We start from the raw sequence: 17,061 nt of genomic DNA on the forward strand, positions 1-17,061 counted from the left end.
TCACCGAGGCTCCGGTGGTTCGTCTGGGCTCGCGGACGGTGTTCAGGCTGCCGCGCCCATGAGAGCCGGCCGTCCGGTGGCGGCTCGTGCACCGGCCAGCCACATCACCTGCGATACGACCTCCACGAGCCGCTCGCCGTCGGCCGACAGCGGTTCCCCTGCGGCCGGCGACGCCGGAACCTGGGCCACCGCCGCCCCCACCGGCGTCGGCCAGCCGCGCAGCGCATGGCTGATGGTGCGCAGCGTGGTCAGGGTGGAAACCGCGCCCTGGGCAGCCGCGCCGACGGCGACGGTTCCGATGGCGCGGCCTTCCAGGTAGGGGACGGGCCCTTCGATGTCGTTGACGAAATCCAAGGCGTTCTTCAACAGCCCCGAGACGGTGGCGTGGTAGGTCGGGGACACCAGGACGACACCGTCGGCCCGGCGCAGTTCGTCCAGGAAGTTCGCGACGCCTTCGTGCGTCGCCCTCAGGCCCGGCCGGTACGCAGGGAAGTCGATCTCCGCGCCGGTGAAGACGCGCACGGTCGCACCCTGTTCGGTGCACTCGCGCGCGCACCAGTCGGCAACCTGGTCGGATGTCGACCCGTTGCGGAGCGACCCACTGACCAGGACGATGTGTGGGCCCTGCATGGCTCTGCCAGCCTCCTTAGTGTGATGTGCTGTTCCGGTCCCGGGCAGCGGGTGACGTTCGTGCCGCGGCCGCCATCCGATCAGGGCGGCCAGCTCACCGGCCCCCGCGTCCTTGCGTCCGGCGGCCTTCATCCGGGCGTTGCGTTCCGATTCGGCCGCTTTGCCCGCCCCCTGATCGAGGGATCCCTGGAGACGCGACTGGAGCACGATCGCGGCCGTGCGTTCCATGCGTTCGCGGACGTACGCGGAGAACGCGGCCGGGATGTCCTCCTCGACGGACATGGCCTCCGCGAGCACGGCCGCGTCCTCCAGCGCCATGTTGGCTCCCTGGCCGAGCGCCGGGACCATCGGGTGCGCGGCGTCGCCGAGCAGGACGACCCGGCCGTCGATCCAGCGGGCGACCGGATCGCGGTCGTGGATGTCAGTGACGACGATGTCGGCGGAGTCGGCGTCCCGGATGAGGGCGACGACCGGCGGGTACCAGCCCTCCAGAGACTCGGTCAGGGCGCGTTGGGCGGCCGCGGGGCTCATGGCGGGCCACACCCCGGGCGGCGAAGTGATCTTCGCGGTCCAGTACAGCGTGTCTCCGCCGACCGGTGCGATGAACAGCTGGATGCCGCGCCCGCTGACCACGTGGCTGCGCTGCCCCAGGACGGATCCGGACGTCCGGCCGCGCACGGAGGTGTAGCCGCGGTACTGCGGCGGCCCGTCCCCGAGCATGCGTCGGCGCACCGCCGAGTTGATGCCGTCGGCGCCGACCAGGGCGTCGCAGACAGCCGTGGTGCCGTCGGAGAGGTGGACGGCCACGTGGTTCTCGTGGGCGGTGTAGTCCTCGACGGTGGTGGCCAGGCGTACGGCCGCCCCGGCGGTGACCGCCTCGTCGAGCAACGCCCGGTGCAGGTGCCGGCGCAGTACGGGGATCTGCGGGGCGCCCTGTTCCCGGCCGACGGCACCGATCGCTTCCTCGGCGAGGACCGCGCCGTAAGCGTCCATCAGCACCCGCACCTCGTCGGCGGTGGTGACGTGCCCTGCGGCACGGACGCGGGCGCCGATGTTGCCTCCGAGCGCGTCGGCGGCGCGCACCCCGTTTGGGTAGAGCACCAGGCCGGAGCCGCCGGAGTCGATTCGGCTCGCCCGTTCGACTACGGTCACGTCGAACCCGCGGCCCGCCAGGGCCGCGGCCGTCGCCAGGCCGCCGATCCCGCCGCCCGCCACCATCACGGACTGTCGTTTCACCATGGATCAGACCTCCTGTCCGGCCGGACCGGCCGTGTAGTTCGTTTCAGCGGCCCCCAGCGGGCGCCCGTCGTACCTGCCGAAGGACCCGTCGGCCCGGTTCCACACCGTGCGGCCGGCGCGCAGCGTGCGCTCGACGCGGCCGGTGAACGTCCAGCCCTCGTACGCGGACCAGCCGCACTTGCTCTCCACGTCGTGCGCGGAGAACATCCAGGGCTCGTCGGGCGCGAAGAGGACGAGATCGGCGTCGGCGCCCGCCTCCAGACGCCCCTTGCCGGGCAGCCGGAACAGCGCCGCCGGCGCCGCGGCCAGGTGGTGCGCCAGGCGGGCGATCGCCGTGTCCGGGTCCTCCTGCGGCCGGCGCCGGCGCATGCCGGTCCACACGGCCACGGCCAGCTCCTGGACGCCGGGCAGCCCGGGCGGCGACTGGGCGGGTGTCCGGGTCTTCTCCGCGACGGTGTGCGGGGCGTGGTCGCTGCCCACCGTGGTGGCCTGGCCCGCCCACACCGCCTGCCACAGCCGGTCCTGGTCGCCGCGGGCGCGGATCGAGGGCGACAGCCGGGTCCGGGCGCCCAGGCGCCGGGTGTCCTCGTCGGTGAACGACAGGTGGTGACCGGTGACTTCGAAGGTGACCGGGAGCCCCGCGGCCCCGGCCGCGCACACCAGGTCGGCCTCCTCCGCGCTGGACAGGTGCAGGATGTGCGCCCGGGTGCCGTACCGCCGCACCAGCTCGATGACCTTCGCGACGGCCACGATGCCCCCGGTGCGCGGGCGGCGCGCCTCGTACTCCAGATAGCTGCCGGGCTCCCCCCACCAGGCGTCGAGCAGCGCGAACAGCCCGTCGTCCTCGGCGTGCAGGACCAGCTGGACACCGCCCTCGGCGGCGGCGGCGAAGGCCTTCTCCAGCTGGGCGGGCTCGCGCACCACGGTGGGCGCGGTGTGGTGGCCCGCCATGAAGATCTTGGCGCTGGTGGCGACGGCCGGGTCCAGGTCCGCCAGGAGCTCGGGGCGGTCCGGGTCCAGGCCGATGTGGAAGCCGTGGTCCACGAGCGAATGGCCCGCCACCAGGGCGCGCTTGGCCAGCACCGCCTCGGCGGTCAGCGTCGGCGGCACCGTGTTCGGCATGTCCATCACCGTGGTGACCCCGCCACGGACGGCGGCGCGGCTGCCGTGCTCCCAGTCCTCCTTGTACGTCAGGCCCGGGGTGCGGAAGTGCACGTGGGAGTCGATGAGACCGGGCAGGACGTAGTGGTCGCCCGCGTCGATCCGCTCGGCTCCGGCGGGCGCCGTGTCGGTGTCCGCGACCGCCGTGATCCGGCCGCCCCGGATCAGCAGGTGCCCGGGGCGCACGCCCCCCGGCGTCACCAGCCGACGGCCGCTGACGACGAGTTCGGCGGCCGGCGATCCGGCGGCGGGGCTCAGTCGGTCCATGACAGCGCCACCAGCTCCCGGCAGAGGTCGTTGGTCGGCCCCATCAGGCCCACCCCGCGGGCGTCCGCCAGCAGCCGGTCCGCGCCGCCGCCCGCCCCGTACCCGGTCGAGCCGAGCATCCGCGCGACATCGAGGCAGATCTCCTCGGCGGCGGCGGTGGCGTGCAGTTTGCTGTGCAGGGTGGCCAGCCCCGGATCGGGAGCGGTGCGGGCGCCGGCCCGCTCCACCGTCGCGCGCGCCGCCTCCAGCCGGGTCGCCAGACCGACGAGCCGGTGGCGCACCGTCGGCAGGGCCAGCAGCCCGCGGCCGCGCGCGTGCGAGACGGCGAGGTCGAAGGCCGCCTCGGCGATGCCGACCGAGACCGCGCCGAGCGAGGCCCCGCTCTCGCGGACGCCCGCGATGATCGAGGCCGCATACCCCTCGGGGCCGAGCCGGTCCGCGTCGGCCACCACACAGCCGTCGAGCGTGACCAGCCCCGTCGCCGAGCCCCGCATCCCGGCCAGGTCCAGGCCCAGGTCCGGGACGAGACCGGGATTGTCGGCCCCGACCAGGAAGAACGTCTGCCCGGCGGCCCCGTACGCGGCCTCCCCGCCGCTCCCGTCCGCACCGGTCCGCACCAGCACCAGGTACAGGTCGGCGACCGCGGCGCCCGTCGTGAACGTCTTGGCGCCGCTCAGCACCCAGCCGCCCTCCGGGCGGCGCACGCCCGTACTGGACAGGTTCTGCTTCGCCGCGCCGGCGCCGTTCTCGCTCCACGACGAGGCGGCCAGCACACTGCCGTCCGCCAGGCCCGGCAGCAGCCGCGCCTTCTGCTCCGCGCTACCCCACTCGGCGATCCGGGCGCTCACCGCGAAGTGCTGGAACGCGATGATCGCCACCGACGGATTGGCGGCCGCGATCTCGGCGACGACCCGGTTGACGTCGGCGGCGTCGCCGCCCGCGCCCCCGTGGTCACGGGGCACGGCGGTGGCCAGCAGCCCGCTGGCGCGCAGCGCCGACAGCACCTCACGGTCCGGCTCACCGGCCGTCGCGGCCCGCTGAGCGGACGCGTGCAGCCGCTCGCGCAGCTCGGGTCCCAGCTGGGGCCTCATGCGGCTCCCGACAGCGCCAGGCATTGGGCGACCTCCTCGAATTGCAGATGACTCAGGGGTGTCAGGACGAAGGAGCCCAGGAAGGTGACGCGCTTGTGCGCGACGCTCGCCCACAGCAGCTCGCCGTCCTCCCCGCTCCCGCCGGGCACCGCGGTGACGGCGGCGACCGCCGTGCGGGCGCCACTGGTCTCGATGTCCACCAGGCCATCCCCGGCGCCCAGTTCACGGGCGATGCGCCAGGGCACCGTCCCCGGCACGCGCACGGCCGTACCCAGGCACACGGCCCCGGTCAGCGCGATCGTCGGATGCCAGCCCGGCACGGTCACCGCACGCGCGGAGATGGCGCCGTCCGCTCCCGGAAGGATCGCGGCGATCTTGGGGAAGGCCCCGTCGGGACGCCACCCCAGCAGCCCGGCGGCGGCGCCGCGGATCAGCTCCAGACGGGCCAGCAGATCCTTCCCGGCGCCGAACAGGGCGGCGGTGTCCGGGACACCGAGGGTCCGCGCGTCGAGGAAGGCGTACGTGTTGGCGCTCGCCACCATCGACACCTCGTGGCGCTCCCCGGCCACGTCGAGCACGGTACGCGGCGCACCCGTGGGCAGCAGCCGCGCGAACGGCACCGGCCGGGGCTGGACGAAGGTGACCGTGAAGCGGACCTCGCCGCGCTCGACCCGGTCGACCTCGCAGACCACGCCGTCGCCGTTGTTCAGGACGTGCACGCGGATCCGTACGCCCGGCACGAGCCGCTCCAGCATCCCGGACCGGGCCGCGGCGACGACCGCCGACAGGATCGAGTGGCCGCAGGAGCCCCGCAGGTCGAACCGGTCGGGCGCACCCGGCAGCGCCTGCACGAACCGGTAGTCGAGATCGAACATCGGGTGCGCCGACGGCTCCACCAGCGCGATCTTCAGGACGTGCGCGCCACCGGCCGACGCCAGATAGCGGCGGGCCTCGGTCAGGTGGTCGAGCAGGGCCGTCTCCTCGCGCGGCAGTCGGCCCGCGTCGAGGACGAACGTCGGGCAGGGACTGCCCGCGGCGTAGGCCAGGTGCCCGATCACACCGCCACCGCCACCGGTGCCGGCGCGGCCGCCGACGGCGTCGCGCCGGCGAGGCCCGGCCGGAACTGCTCGCGCCACACCTCGTGCGTGAGCAGCGACCACAGGGCCAGCGCCGTGGCGTCGCCGGGCCGTTCGGCCTGGGCCGCGAACAGCGCCTGGACGGCGGCGGCGTCGAGCCGGCCGTCCGCGTCGAGCCGGGCGGGGGTGAGCAGGTCCCGCGCGTAGGACCACATCGGCGCCCCGGGGCGCAGCATCGCGGTGATCGGAAGGGTGAACGGCTGCTTGGGACGGGTGAGCACGCTGTCGGGCAGCAGGCCCGCGGCCGCCGCGTACAGGGTCCGCTTGACCTGCCCGTCATACAGCCGCAGCCGGTCGGGCAGCGACCGGCCGAGGTCCACCACGGAGCTCTGGCAGAACGGCAGCCGCACCTCGATCGACCCGGCCATGCTCAAGTGGTCGACCCGGCGCAGGTGGTAGGCGGGCAGCCGGTACCCCAGCTCGAAACGGGTGACGCGCTCCAGCACCGTGCCCGGCCCGCGGCGCAGATCGTGCTCCGCATCGGCCGGCAGCGCCGGGATCCCGCGCAGCGCGTCGCGGAAGTCGTCGGTGTACAGGGACCGGCGCACGGCGGCCGGGACGGCCGACAGCGCGTCGAGGTAGCCGGCCGCCCAGTCGCCGCCGGCCGCGGCCGTCTCCGCCGCGTGCCGCATCCGCTCGTACCCGCCGAACACCTCGTCGGCGGCGTCACCGGTCAGCGCGACGGTGAACCCGGCCGCGCGGACCGCCTGGAACAGGGCGTACGTACTGAGCGCGATGGGATCGGCGTTGGGCTGGCCCAGATGCCACACGGTCCGCTCCAGCAGCGCCGGGAAGTCCGCCGGGTCGATCTCCACCTGGTGGTACGCGGCCCGCGCGCGCTCGGCGGCCTGCCGGGCGAAATGCCGTTCGTCGAAGGGCCAGTCGCCCTTGTAGGCGATGTTGAAGGAGTGCACCGGGCCGTGCTCGGCCGCCAGCGCGGTCACCAGACTGGAATCGAGCCCGCCGGAGGTGATCAGCGCGACGGGCACGTCGGCGACCAGCAGCCGCCCGACCTCCTCGCGCAGCGCGCGCCGGACCCGCACCGCGGTCGCCGCCCCGTCACCGGGGCCCGGCCGCTGCACGTCCGCCACGGGCCGGCGGCGGCTGCGCGGGACACCGCCCAGGACGCACACCAGGGTCGTCGCCGGCGCCATCACCTCGACGTCCTCGAACATCGTCTGCCCGCCGAACGGCGTCCGCGTGGCCAGGTAGGCGTCGAGCGCCGTCTCCCGCACCCGCGCCACGGCACCGCCGAAGCCGAACAGGGCCGGGATCTCGGAGGAGAAGTGCAGCGAGCGGGCCGCCGCGTCCCACCGGTAGTAGAGCGGCTTCATGCCGATCCCGTCGGTGGCCAGCAGCAGCCGCGGCCGCTCCCCGCGCAGGTCGACCAGCGCGATCGAGTACATCCCGTCGAGGTGCTCGGTGAAGTCGTCCCCGTACTCCAGGTACAGGGCCGGGATGACGTTGCCGTCGCAGTGGTCGTCGAAGGTGTGCCCGAGGGCTTCGAGGCGGTGGCGCAGCGCCCCGTGGTTGTAGATCTCGCCGTTGAAGACGACCCGGAGCAGGCCGCCCTCGCCGTAGGGCTGCCGGCCGCCGTCAAGGTCGACGACGGCGAGCCGGTTGTTGCCCAGCCCCCAGCCGTCCGCCTGGTGGATGCCGGTTGCGTCGGGGCCGCCGTGGTGCTGGAGGGCCGCCACGGTGCGCATCTCGTGCGGTGAGGCGACCGCGTTGAAGTAGCCGTAGATCCGGCACATGTCTGCTGCCTGTCTTTCCGTGAGGAGACGACGGGTCAGCCGCGTGCCATGGACAGGTAGCGCTCCCCGCTGTCGGGGAAGACCGTGACCACCGTCGCACCCGCCCAGCGTGGATCCGCCGTGACGCTGCGGGCGGCCCAGGCGGCGGCCCCCGAGGAGACGCCGACCGGCAGACCGGTGGCCCGGGTGATCTCGCGGGCGGTGGTGGCCGCGGCCTCGTCCGGCACGGCGACGACCTCGTCGACGAGGGTGAGGTCGGTGATGTCCGAGACGTAGCCGGCCCCGATGCCCGGGATGCCGTGCGGGCCCGCCTCGCCGCCGGACAGGACGGCGGAGCGCGCCGGTTCGACGGCGACGACGTGCACGTCCCGGCGTTCCTTGAGGTAGCGGGCGGTACCGCTGAGGGTGCCGCCGGTGCCGACCCCGCACACGAGCACGTCGACCGCGCCCGCGGTGGCGGCCCAGATCTCCGGGCCGGTGCCGTCGTAGTGGGCGCGCGCGTTGGCCGGATTGCGGTCCTGGTGCGGCACCCACGAGCCGGATGTGGCCCGCTGGAGTTCCTCCGCGTGCGCCCAGGCGGCCATCAGCCCGTCCCGGTGCGGTACGAGGACCACCTCGGCCCCCAGCGCCGCCAGGATGAGGCGGCGCTCCTCGGTGGCGTTGTCGGGCATGACGATGACGCAGCGGTGGCCGCGCCGGACGCACAGCGCCGCGAGCGAGATCCCGGTGCTGCCGGAGGAGCACTCGATGACGGTGCCGCCGGACAGGGGCAGCAGCCCCCGCTCCTCGGCGTCGCGCAGCATCGCGAGCGCGGCCCGGTCCTTGACGCTGAACAGCGGGTTGAACATCTCCAGCTTGGCCAGCAGCCGCACCGAGGCCGCCAGCCCCGGCAGGCCGACCTCCAGCAGCGGGGTGTTGCCCACCAGGTCGTCCAGCGACCGGGCGGGCGCGCTCTGCCGGCCGCCGTGGCGGACCACGGCTCGGTCTGCGTCGTCACTGCTCCCCCAAGAAGTGTCATGGCCGGTCAGGCGGCGGCAGCGGCCAGGTGTGCCGCCGCGACCTGCTGAAGGTGGGTGATGTCACTGGAGACGGTGGCGAAGGTGAAGCCCTCCGTCAGCCGCTTGGCGGCGCTCTCCCCGTCCAGGCAGTGGATGCCGCAGGCGATCGTGGCCGCGCGCGCCGTGTCCGTGACGCGCCGCAGTGCCGCTTCGAGGGCGTCCGCCGCGGCGGGGTCCCCGAAGTAGCGGGCGCCGAGCGCGGCGGACAGGTCCGCCGGGCCGACGTAGACGGCGTCGAGACCGGGTGTGGCACAGATGGCGTCGAGGTTCTCCAGGGCGGCGGCCGTCTCGATCATCACGACGCAGGCGATCTCGTCGTCGATGTCGGCCGGCACCGAGCCCAGCCGCAGCTCGGCGCGGACCGGCCCGGCGAGGCTGCGGGTCCCGGCCGGATGGTGGCGGCAGGCCCGTACGGCCGTGCGGGCCTGCTCGGCGGTGTCGACCATCGGGACGATGACCCCGCGCGCCCCGGTGTCGAGCGCGACCCCGATGGCGACCGGGTCGGCCGACGGCACGCGGATGATCCCGGCGGACCGCCGCCGGGAGTCGATCGCGAGCATGGCCGCCTGCCAGCCGGGCTGGTGCATCACGCCGTGCTGCCCGTCCACGCCGATGTAGTCGTAGCCGAGGCCGGCGACGCGTTCGGTGCCGGCCGGGTTGTCACAGGCGATCCAGTAGCCGACGAGCCGCTCGCGCCCGCGCAGCCGCCGGGCGAAGCCGGCCGGGCCGGGGGCGCTCACTCGCCCTCCTTGAGGGCGTAGCTCGGCCGCCCGTCGAGGCCGACGGGCACCTCGCCGTTGACGGAGACGCGGTGCAGCACCCGCTTGTGGGTGCCGTAGTCGTTGACGGCGTAGTGCTGCGTGCTGCGGTTGTCGAAGACCAGCACGTCTCCCGGGCGCCAGGTCCAGCGCGCGGTGTTCTCCGGCCGGCGCACGTACGACTGCAGGACGTCGATGATCGGGCGGGACTCGCGGACCTCCATGCCCACCAGCCACTGGGCGAAGCCGCCCAGGAACAGGCTCGGCTCCCCCGACTCGGGGTGCACCCGCACCACGGGGTGGGCGGTCTCGAACCGGCGGGACAGGAAGGCCTCGCGGACCTTGTCACCGCGCTCGGTGCCCAGCCGCGGCTGCTCGGCGTGGTTGGTGTGCACCGCCCACAGCCGGTCGGCGATCTTCCGCAGCTCGGCCGGCAGGTCCCGGTACCCCGCGGCGGCGTTGGCCACTAGGGTGTCAGCCGCCGTACGGCGGGAGCACCACGGAGCGCAGCGTCGTACCGAGCGAAGGGGCGGTGGTGAAGCTGATGTCGGTGTGCTAGTGATCGAGCGCGCTGGTCCTCGCCGTCCACGGCGAGCACGTGCGGCGCAGCCGTGTCGACGGCACGCATCATCGGGTGTTTCCGCGTGAGCGGACCGAACCGCCCGGCGAATGCGAGCTGCTGCTCGTCGGTGATGTCCTGATTCCGGAAGAAGAGCACCTTGTGCTCAAGGAATGCCTCGTTGATCTGCCCGAAAACAGAATCCGAAAGTCCGGCGGAAAGGTCGACGCCCGTCACCTCCGCGCCGATTCGGCCGCCGATCTTTCGTATGTCGAACGTGGACACCGGTTTCCTTCCGAGATCGCCAGGAGTGCTTGTGTCTCCCGGGCCGGCGCACAGTGCCCCCCACGAGCTGAAAGCGCGAATCCCGGCCACGGGAGAAACGATCCAGCAGGACGGACGGGACCGGCCGGACAGGACGGCACCGAGCAAACCACGGGGTGGTTGACGGGGCAACAGGCCATCGCGAGGCGCCGCGACTTGAGCAACTTGGCCAAGTGGTCCCGCGACACCGGAGATTCTTGGCCAAAGAGCTCCGGCATGTTCCCCTCGGTATACCTGGAATCACTCTGCCGCCCTCCCGGAAATTCTCCGGAATCTGCCCCGCCGAGAAAAGGAAAGCCGATATGCCGGTGATCACCGTCAACTGGTGGAAGGGCAACGACCGCGCCGCGCGCGGCGATCTGGTGGCAGGCATCACCGACGTCGTCACGCGCGTGTCCGGCTGTCCGCGGGAGTCCGTCACGGTGATCGTCCGGGACGTCGAGCTCGGCCACTGGGGCAAGGGCGGCCGGCTCGCCGACGACCGCGGCCCGGCCGGCCCCCGGAGCTCGCAGTGAACTTCCGAGACCTGCACCCCAACATCCGGCTGCGGATCTGCGTCGGATTCGTCCAGCGCCTGCTCTCCGTCATGCTGATGCCCCTGCTGATCATCCACCTGGCGGCGCTCTACGGAGCGGCGACGGCCGGCGCCCTGACCCTCGCCGTGGCCGCCGCAGGCATCGCGAGCAACTTCATCGGCGGCCACCTCGCCGACGTGTACGGGCGACGGCCCCTGCTCGTGGCCGGTGAGCTCGGATGCGACCGTCTGCTTCGCGCTGCTCGCGCTCGCCAACTCGCCCCTGGTGGTCCTCCGGCGTGGCGACGTTCCTGCTCTTCCTCGCCAACACCTGCGCCGCGCAGCTGGCCACCCCCGCCGCCGACGCGATGATGGTCGACGTTCTCCATTCCCCGAGAGCCGCCCTCTCGTCTACACGATCAACTACTGGTCGATCAACGTCGCCTTCACCGTCGGCGCCCTGATCGGCGGCTTCTTCTCTACGACGGGCACTCTCACGCAGTTGCTCACCGGCGCGGCCGCGGCCTGCGCGCTGACCACCCTCGTGATCTGGCGCTGGATCAGCGAGACCGCGCCCGCCACCGGCAAGGACGTCGCGACCGGCCCCCGTGCGATGCTGCGCGGCTACCTCGCGGTCGGCCGCGACCGGCTCTTCCTGCGGCAGCTGACCGCGGCCGCCCTGATCGCCGCCGTCGAGATGCAGATCGGCTACTACATCGCGGTGCGTCTCGCCGACGAGTTCCCGCGCCAGACCCTCGCCACCATCGGCTCCTGGGCGCCGGCGGTCGACGGCGTCGCGATCCTCGGCATCCTGCGCGCCGTCAACGCCGCCCTCGTGGTGGCCCCTGGTCCTGGCAGCGAAGAGCCTCCTCGGCCGGGCGTCCGAGCGGACCCGGCTCTACGCCGGGATCGCCGCGTTCACCGCCGGCTACATGGTCTGGGCCGTCAGCAACGACGCCTGGGTGCTGATCGGCGCCGCCGTGCTGCTGACCCTCGGTGAGATCGCCAGCATCCCCGTCCGCCAGACCCTGCTGGCCGACCTGGTGCCCGCCCAGGCCCGTACGAAGTACATGGCCGCCTACGCCCTCAACGCCCGCGCCGGACTGCTCATCGCGGCCCTGTGCGTGACCGTCGGCGCCTTCGTCCCCGCCCTCGGCATGAGCCTGCTGTACGGGACCGCCGGCCTCGCCGCGATCCTGCTGTACCGCTCCCTGCTACGGGCACGGGAGCTCCAGGCTGGTCGCTTCGAGGCCGAGGGGCTGCTGAGCGGTGCCTCCTGACCTGCCCAAGAGCGGACCGGCCAGGGGGCATCACGGCGACTCGGCCAAGTCAGCTTGCGAGCCACGGGGAGCCGCAGATCACATGCGCCACATGACGAAACGACTCTTCACCTCCGAGTCTGTGACCGAGGGTCACCCCGACAAGATCGCTGACCAGATCAGCGACACGATCCTCGACGCGCTCCTCACCGAGGACCCGACCTCTCGCGTGGCCGTGGAGACCCTCATCACGACCGGTCTCGTGCACATCTCGGGGGAGGTGACGACGACGGCGTACGCGCCGATCGCGCAGCTCGTCCGTGACAAGATCCTGGAGATCGGTTACGACTCCTCGAAGAAGGGCTTCGACGGCGCCTCGTGCGGCGTGTCGGTGTCCATCGGCGCGCAGTCCCCGGACATCGCGCAGGGTGTCGACACCGCCTACGAGACCCGGGTCGAGGGCGATGAGGACGAGCTCGACAAGCAGGGCGCGGGCGACCAGGGCCTGATGTTCGGGTACGCGTGCGACGAGACCCCCGAGCTGATGCCGCTGCCCATCCACATCGCGCACCGGCTCGCGCGCCGGCTGTCCGAGGTCCGCAAGAACGGGACGATCCCGTACCTGCGGCCCGACGGCAAGACGCAGGTCACCATCGAGTACGACGGTGACAAGGCCGTCCGTCTCGACACGGTCGTCGTGTCCTCGCAGCACGCGGCGGACATCGATCTGGACTCGCTGCTGGCTCCGGACATCCGTGAGTTCGTCGTGGAGCACGTCCTGGCGCAGCTGGTCGAGGACGGCATCAAGCTGGAGACCGAGGGCTACCGCCTCCTCGTCAACCCGACCGGGCGTTTCGAGATCGGCGGCCCGATGGGCGACGCGGGTCTGACCGGCCGCAAGATCATCATCGACACCTACGGCGGCATGGCCCGTCACGGTGGCGGCGCTTTCTCCGGCAAGGACCCGTCCAAGGTGGACCGCTCGGCCGCCTACGCGATGCGCTGGGTCGCCAAGAACGTGGTCGCCGCCGGTCTCGCCTCGCGCTGCGAGGTCCAGGTCGCCTACGCGATCGGCAAGGCCGAGCCGGTGGGCCTGTTCGTCGAGACCTTCGGCACCGCCAAGGTCGAGGTCCAGAAGATCGAGGACGCCATCGGCCAGGTCTTCGACCTCCGCCCGGCCGCGATCATCCGCGACCTGGACCTGCTGCGCCCGATCTACGCCCAGACCGCCGCCTACGGCCACTTCGGCCGCGAACTCGCCGACTTCACCTGGGAGCGCACCGACCGCGCCGCCGCCCTGCGCACGGCCGCCGGCCTTTCCTAGGGGCCGCCGGGCCGGCTCGGCCCGGCGCCAGGAAGCCACCCCGGCCCCCCCGTCCCTCCCACACCACCCGAGGAACCCCTTTGTCCATCACCGCAGTCCAGCCCGCACCCACCCTCTTCCTGGAGCCCGTCGCGACCGACCGGGCTCGCCACCGCGTCCAGGAGCTCGTGGCCGACCTCCGCGCCGGGGTCTGGTTCCCCACCCCTCTGGAGCGACGCGTCGCCGACATGCTGATCACCGCCACCGCGGCGGACGGAATGCTCACTGCGGGCCGCATCCGGGCCGCCCTGTGGGAGGGCTCCCTGACGATGATCGAGGACAACGGCGGCCGGTTCGCCCACGTCCTCGGTGACCTGGTTCCGGTGCTGGACGAGCCCGAACTGACCGCCCTCGACGTGGTGGACGCGGCGGGCGAACTCGTCGCTGCCATCGCCGGCCCCCCTGCCTGATCGCCCACGACAAGGGCCCGGCACCGCGGCTCGCGCGGGTCCGGGCCCCTTCGCTTGTCCCCCCTGCGGGGGTCACCTGGCCGCTCCAGGGCGCCAGCGGGTACCAGATCAGGTCGCGGCGGGCGAGCATCCGCACGTCCCAGTAAAGGATCATGAACACGCCCGCGGCGATGAACGCGGCGGCCATCACGGCCGACGCCCGGCTCGGCTTCGCGGTCATCCAGCGGTGCAGCCGGTCGCCCAGCAAGGCCGCAGTGACCAGCAGGAACAGGACCGCCACGATGACGAGGTTGCCGAGGGTCTGCAGGCTGAACACTGCCGCGCCGTACAGCACCTTGTGGCTCTTCGCCGCGTCGATGAACAGCTGGCGGAACAGCGCGAACGGGCGGCCGATCAGGAACGCGCCGATCATCGCGCCCATCAGCACCATCGGGGCGTTCGGGTACCGCGCGCTCAGCCGGGCCAGCGGGTCACGGACCCCGCGCCGAGCGAGGCCAGGCCGAGGTACAGCATGACGACGCCGAGCACCCCGTACACCACCATCGCCTGCACGACCGGCGCGGCGCGAAGCCCGGACCGCTGGTCGCCTGGAACTGCGGCATACCGGTGCCCACCGGGGCGACGAGGACGCCGTACAGCGCCGAGACCGTGATGGCCCCGGCCGCCAGGAAGCCGAGCGGCCGCAGCGCGGCGGCCATCCGGCCGCGCCGGGTGGCCGACGCGCCGGCCAGCGGTGCGAGCGCGCTGAAGACGGCGATGTTGCACGCGGTGAAGGTGCCCGCGATACCCGTGGCGAGCGCGAAGGCGACCCCGGCGAGGGCCCCACCGATGGGAGCGCCCTTGGCCGTGTGCCCCAGCAGCGTGTCCGCGATGTTGTCGCCGATGGTCTTGTCGACGAACTGCGCCGACCACACGACGGTCAGCGCGAACCCGAACAGGGCGCCGACCAGAAGCACCAGCGCCCGGTGGCGCGGCGCGTGGCCGTTGAAGAAGAACGACGCGCGGCGCGCGGGTATGAGTCCGAGATCGCGGACTGGGCCGACCGTGCTGGGCGCCTGGGCCGGTCTCTGGTCAACCTGCGTCATTCGGGAGGCCTTTCACCGAGGAGTGCTGTGGTGATCCACGCTAGGGCGGTTCCGGCGCGGCCACACCGGCTCGCACCGTACTCAGCACACCAGAAGAAGAGGCACGGGTGGGTGACGGGCCGGGCATTCGCCCGGCCCGTCACCGGAGAGCCGACTAGACGATCTCCATCTGCGCCATCATGCCGATGTCACTGTGCTCTTGGAGGTGGCAGTGGTACATGTAGCGCCCGCGGTAGCCGCTGAAGGTGGCCTGGACCCGGACGGTCTCGCCGGGCCGCACCAGCACCGTGTCTTTGAGGCCGTTCTCACCTGGCAGCGGCGGCTTGCCGTCGCGGTCCAGCACCCGGAAGGGCACGAGATGCATGTGGAAGGTGTGGTTGACGGGGCCGAAGGGGGTCTCCGCCGGATCCGCGTTTGTGATACGCCAGATCTCGGTGGTGCCCTCCTTGATCTGGGTGTCGATGCGGTTCGGGTCGAACGTCTTGTCGTTGATCGCGAACTCCTCGCCCGAGGGCGAGAACGAGAGCTTCATGTCTCGGACGTTCGTCGCCTCCGGGAGCGCCGGGAGGGCGCGCAACTGGGCCGGCACGGTGCTGGCGTCCTTGCTCTGGCGCGTCACGTCGAAGCGCAGGATCGGCTCGCTGGCGCCCGAGTAGACGTCGGTGAGGACCAGCTTGCTCCCCACGCTCTGCTGTGAGAAGTCCAACACGTGATCTCGACTCGCTCGCCGGGCACGACCATGACTTTGGTACGGGACAGTGGCGCGGGTAGCAGTCCTACGTCCGAGGCGATCTGCACCATCTCCTGCCCGCCCAGGTCCAGCTCGATGATCCGGTGCAGCGTTGCGTTCAGGATTCGGAAGCGGTACTTGCGCGCGTCGACCTGGAAGTAGGGCTGGATCCGGCCGTTGGCGTGCAGCATGGTGGGCATGGGACTGGGCTCGAAGATCATGGCGCCGTTCTCGTCGAAGCGGCCGTCACGGATCATGATCGGTACGTCGTACGCGCCATTGGGGAGACCGAGCTCCCTCTCGTCCGGCCCCTCGATCAGGTAGAACCCGGCCAGACCGCGGTACACGTGCTCGGCTTCCTTGGAACAGGTGTGGTCGTGGTACCAGAGCGTCGAACCCAGCTGCCGGTTCGGGTACTCGAAGAGACGGGACTTGCCGGGATCGATCAGGTCCATCGGGTAGCCGTCGCTGCCCGGCGGAACATGCCCTCCGTGCAGGTGCACCGTTGCTGCTCGGTCGAGCTGGTTGATGTATTTGACCTTGACCGTACGGCCGGCCTTGGCGCGGATGGTGGGGCCGATGAATTGGCCGCCGAACGTCAGTACGGAGGCAGGGTGCCCGGGGAAGATCTCGGTCTTCGCGGGCTTCATCGGGAGCTCGTAGACATCGGCGTCGCCGCGCGTGGACACCGGCCTGAGTACTGGGGGTATGGGGAGCCGCATGGAGAACGGCGTGACGGCCGGCGGCGGACCGGTACCCGCGGTCGGCTCTGGTAGCGCACCCGCCGCATGGCCGTGATGGGCGGAGTGTCCCTGTCCGGACGGCGGGACCGCGTCACTCGCCTCGGCCCGTGTCAGAGCCCGCGTCTGCCACAGCAGCGCACTACCGGTCGCAATACCGCCCACTGCCAGCAGGCGTCGTCTGTTCAGCATGTGTTCCCCTCCGTCGGCATGAGCCGGTGGCCCAGGATCGTCCGTCGCCCGGGGAACGCGTGTTCAGGAAGGGGAAGGGAATGAGGGCCGTCACCGATCCTGCAGCCGGCCCCGGCCGAGGAGATCTCCAAATGCCGATCTTGACATCGAACACTCCTGCACGGTTTCTTCGTTCGTGCGGACTTGAGGTGGTCAACCGCCCGCCGGGAGCAGACAACCCTGTGTCGCGAGGAACCTGCCCGTCGGCACGTACTGGTGTGGCTCCGTGCGGCGGCAGGGCGCCGAGTGCCTCCCCATAACGGCGGAACATGCACATGACCGCTGCTGATCAGCACCGTGTCGTGGATCGCAGTGTCGTCCACACCCGCGGCCCGGGCGTCGGCGACGTCCTGCGTCGTCACGGTCAGGGGGTCGGCATGGACCTTGCGCGCGATCGGCAACAGTGCGCGCATCCGGTCACCAACGCGCGCGCCGACGCCGGTGCCGGGACGCCCGCCCGCACGGAGCGGAGCCTGGCCGAGGTACGCCACGTAGGCGGCTATCAGCTCCCGCTCGTCCTCACCGAGCGCGGAGTCGCCCCGCAGCAGTCGCTCGGTGAGCTCGCTCAGGCCCAGCCCGGACGACGGCCTGGCTGCCAGCAGGGCACACAGCCCCGGAACCGGTTCGGCGAGGTCGGCATGCGGCATGGCCAGCCGGCCCGCGATCAGCCGGGCAAGCCCCGAAGATGAAGTCGTGCCGTCGATGTACAAGTTGTCTCCCGTGCCGTCGTGGCCGCGCCGATCACTCGTACC

Annotated in this window: 16 protein-coding genes and 2 pseudogenes; 6 read left to right on the plus strand and 12 right to left on the minus strand. The window is 72.3% G+C overall.

The window, feature by feature from the left end; genetic code table 11:
* Positions 1-42 precede the first annotated feature (42 nt).
* The 8 genes and pseudogenes from EES41_RS40815 to EES41_RS40850 all read right to left on the minus strand — a co-directional run bounded on the left by EES41_RS40815 (position 43) and on the right by EES41_RS40850 (position 9,938).
* Positions 43-1,869, minus strand: coding sequence for an NAD(P)H-dependent oxidoreductase (locus EES41_RS40815; protein WP_123083562.1), 1,827 nt, complete (start codon positions 1,867-1,869; stop codon positions 43-45).
* A 3-nt stretch (positions 1,870-1,872) separates the two neighbouring features.
* Positions 1,873-3,297, minus strand: a complete 1,425-nt coding sequence (locus EES41_RS40820) for a dihydroorotase family protein (RefSeq protein WP_123083563.1) — start codon at positions 3,295-3,297, stop codon at positions 1,873-1,875.
* Positions 3,285-4,388 carry an acyl-CoA dehydrogenase family protein gene (locus EES41_RS40825; protein WP_123083564.1) on the minus strand — a complete coding sequence of 368 codons (1,104 nt, stop codon included), beginning with the start codon at positions 4,386-4,388 and terminating at the stop codon, positions 3,285-3,287. Before EES41_RS40825 ends, EES41_RS40820 begins: the two co-directional genes overlap by 13 nt.
* The gene (locus tag EES41_RS40830; protein ID WP_123083595.1) at positions 4,385-5,446 is read right to left on the minus strand and encodes a PrpF domain-containing protein; all 1,062 of its coding nucleotides are present in this window, start codon (positions 5,444-5,446) and stop codon (positions 4,385-4,387) included. Before EES41_RS40830 ends, EES41_RS40825 begins: the two co-directional genes overlap by 4 nt.
* The gene (gene asnB, locus EES41_RS40835; protein ID WP_037796764.1) at positions 5,443-7,278 is read right to left on the minus strand and encodes an asparagine synthase (glutamine-hydrolyzing); all 1,836 of its coding nucleotides are present in this window, start codon (positions 7,276-7,278) and stop codon (positions 5,443-5,445) included. Before asnB ends, EES41_RS40830 begins: the two co-directional genes overlap by 4 nt.
* Positions 7,279-7,313: 35 nt before the next feature.
* Positions 7,314-8,255: a PLP-dependent cysteine synthase family protein gene (locus EES41_RS40840; RefSeq protein WP_123083565.1), complete on the minus strand. Its 942-nt coding sequence runs from the start codon at positions 8,253-8,255 to the stop codon at positions 7,314-7,316.
* Between the two features lie 47 nt (positions 8,256-8,302).
* Entirely contained in the window at positions 8,303-9,076 is a 774-nt protein-coding gene (locus EES41_RS40845; RefSeq protein WP_123083566.1) for an HpcH/HpaI aldolase/citrate lyase family protein, read from the minus strand.
* Positions 9,073-9,938, minus strand: a pseudogene (locus EES41_RS40850) (TauD/TfdA dioxygenase family protein). Before EES41_RS40850 ends, EES41_RS40845 begins: the two are co-directional and overlap by 4 nt.
* Positions 9,939-10,279: 341 nt before the next feature.
* On the opposite strand from EES41_RS40850, the gene EES41_RS40855 reads away from it, so the two are divergent.
* From EES41_RS40855 to EES41_RS40870, 6 genes are all read left to right on the plus strand, one after another.
* A complete protein-coding gene (locus tag EES41_RS40855) occupies positions 10,280-10,492 on the plus strand; it encodes a 4-oxalocrotonate tautomerase family protein (RefSeq protein ID WP_008744129.1) in 213 nt (70 codons plus the stop codon).
* Positions 10,489-10,863 carry a hypothetical protein gene (locus tag EES41_RS43685; protein ID WP_254211967.1) on the plus strand — a complete coding sequence of 125 codons (375 nt, stop codon included), beginning with the start codon at positions 10,489-10,491 and terminating at the stop codon, positions 10,861-10,863. Before EES41_RS40855 ends, EES41_RS43685 begins: the two co-directional genes overlap by 4 nt.
* A 130-nt stretch (positions 10,864-10,993) precedes the next feature.
* Positions 10,994-11,491, plus strand: coding sequence for a hypothetical protein (locus tag EES41_RS43690; protein WP_254211969.1), 498 nt, complete (start codon positions 10,994-10,996; stop codon positions 11,489-11,491).
* A complete protein-coding gene (locus EES41_RS43695; RefSeq protein WP_254211971.1) occupies positions 11,424-11,771 on the plus strand; it encodes a hypothetical protein in 348 nt (115 codons plus the stop codon). The genes EES41_RS43690 and EES41_RS43695 overlap by 68 nt, the downstream gene beginning before the upstream one ends.
* A gap of 91 nt (positions 11,772-11,862) precedes the next feature.
* Positions 11,863-13,074, plus strand: a complete 1,212-nt coding sequence (gene metK, locus EES41_RS40865) for a methionine adenosyltransferase (protein ID WP_123083596.1) — start codon at positions 11,863-11,865, stop codon at positions 13,072-13,074.
* A gap of 80 nt (positions 13,075-13,154) precedes the next feature.
* The gene (locus EES41_RS40870; protein ID WP_123083567.1) at positions 13,155-13,523 is read left to right on the plus strand and encodes a hypothetical protein; all 369 of its coding nucleotides are present in this window, start codon (positions 13,155-13,157) and stop codon (positions 13,521-13,523) included.
* Between the two features lie 85 nt (positions 13,524-13,608).
* Here EES41_RS40870 and EES41_RS40875 read toward each other — a convergent pair.
* The 4 genes and pseudogenes from EES41_RS40875 to EES41_RS42015 all read right to left on the minus strand — a co-directional run.
* Positions 13,609-14,608, minus strand: a pseudogene (locus EES41_RS40875) (hypothetical protein); the annotation flags it as partial.
* 154 nt (positions 14,609-14,762) lie between these two features.
* Complete coding sequence (locus EES41_RS43700; RefSeq protein ID WP_254211973.1) at positions 14,763-15,293, minus strand: multicopper oxidase family protein; 531 nt, start codon at positions 15,291-15,293, stop codon at positions 14,763-14,765.
* Positions 15,224-15,988 (minus strand): multicopper oxidase family protein, encoded by a 765-nt coding sequence (locus EES41_RS43705; RefSeq protein ID WP_254211974.1) that lies wholly within the window; start codon positions 15,986-15,988, stop codon positions 15,224-15,226. The genes EES41_RS43700 and EES41_RS43705 overlap by 70 nt, the downstream gene beginning before the upstream one ends.
* 275 nt (positions 15,989-16,263) lie before the next feature.
* Complete coding sequence (locus EES41_RS42015; protein ID WP_164496254.1) at positions 16,264-17,019, minus strand: hypothetical protein; 756 nt, start codon at positions 17,017-17,019, stop codon at positions 16,264-16,266.
* Positions 17,020-17,061: the final 42 nt, after the last annotated feature.

It is taken from the genome of Streptomyces sp. ADI95-16 (assembly GCF_003721495.1).
Taxonomy (GTDB): Bacteria; Actinomycetota; Actinomycetes; order Streptomycetales; family Streptomycetaceae; genus Streptomyces; species Streptomyces goshikiensis.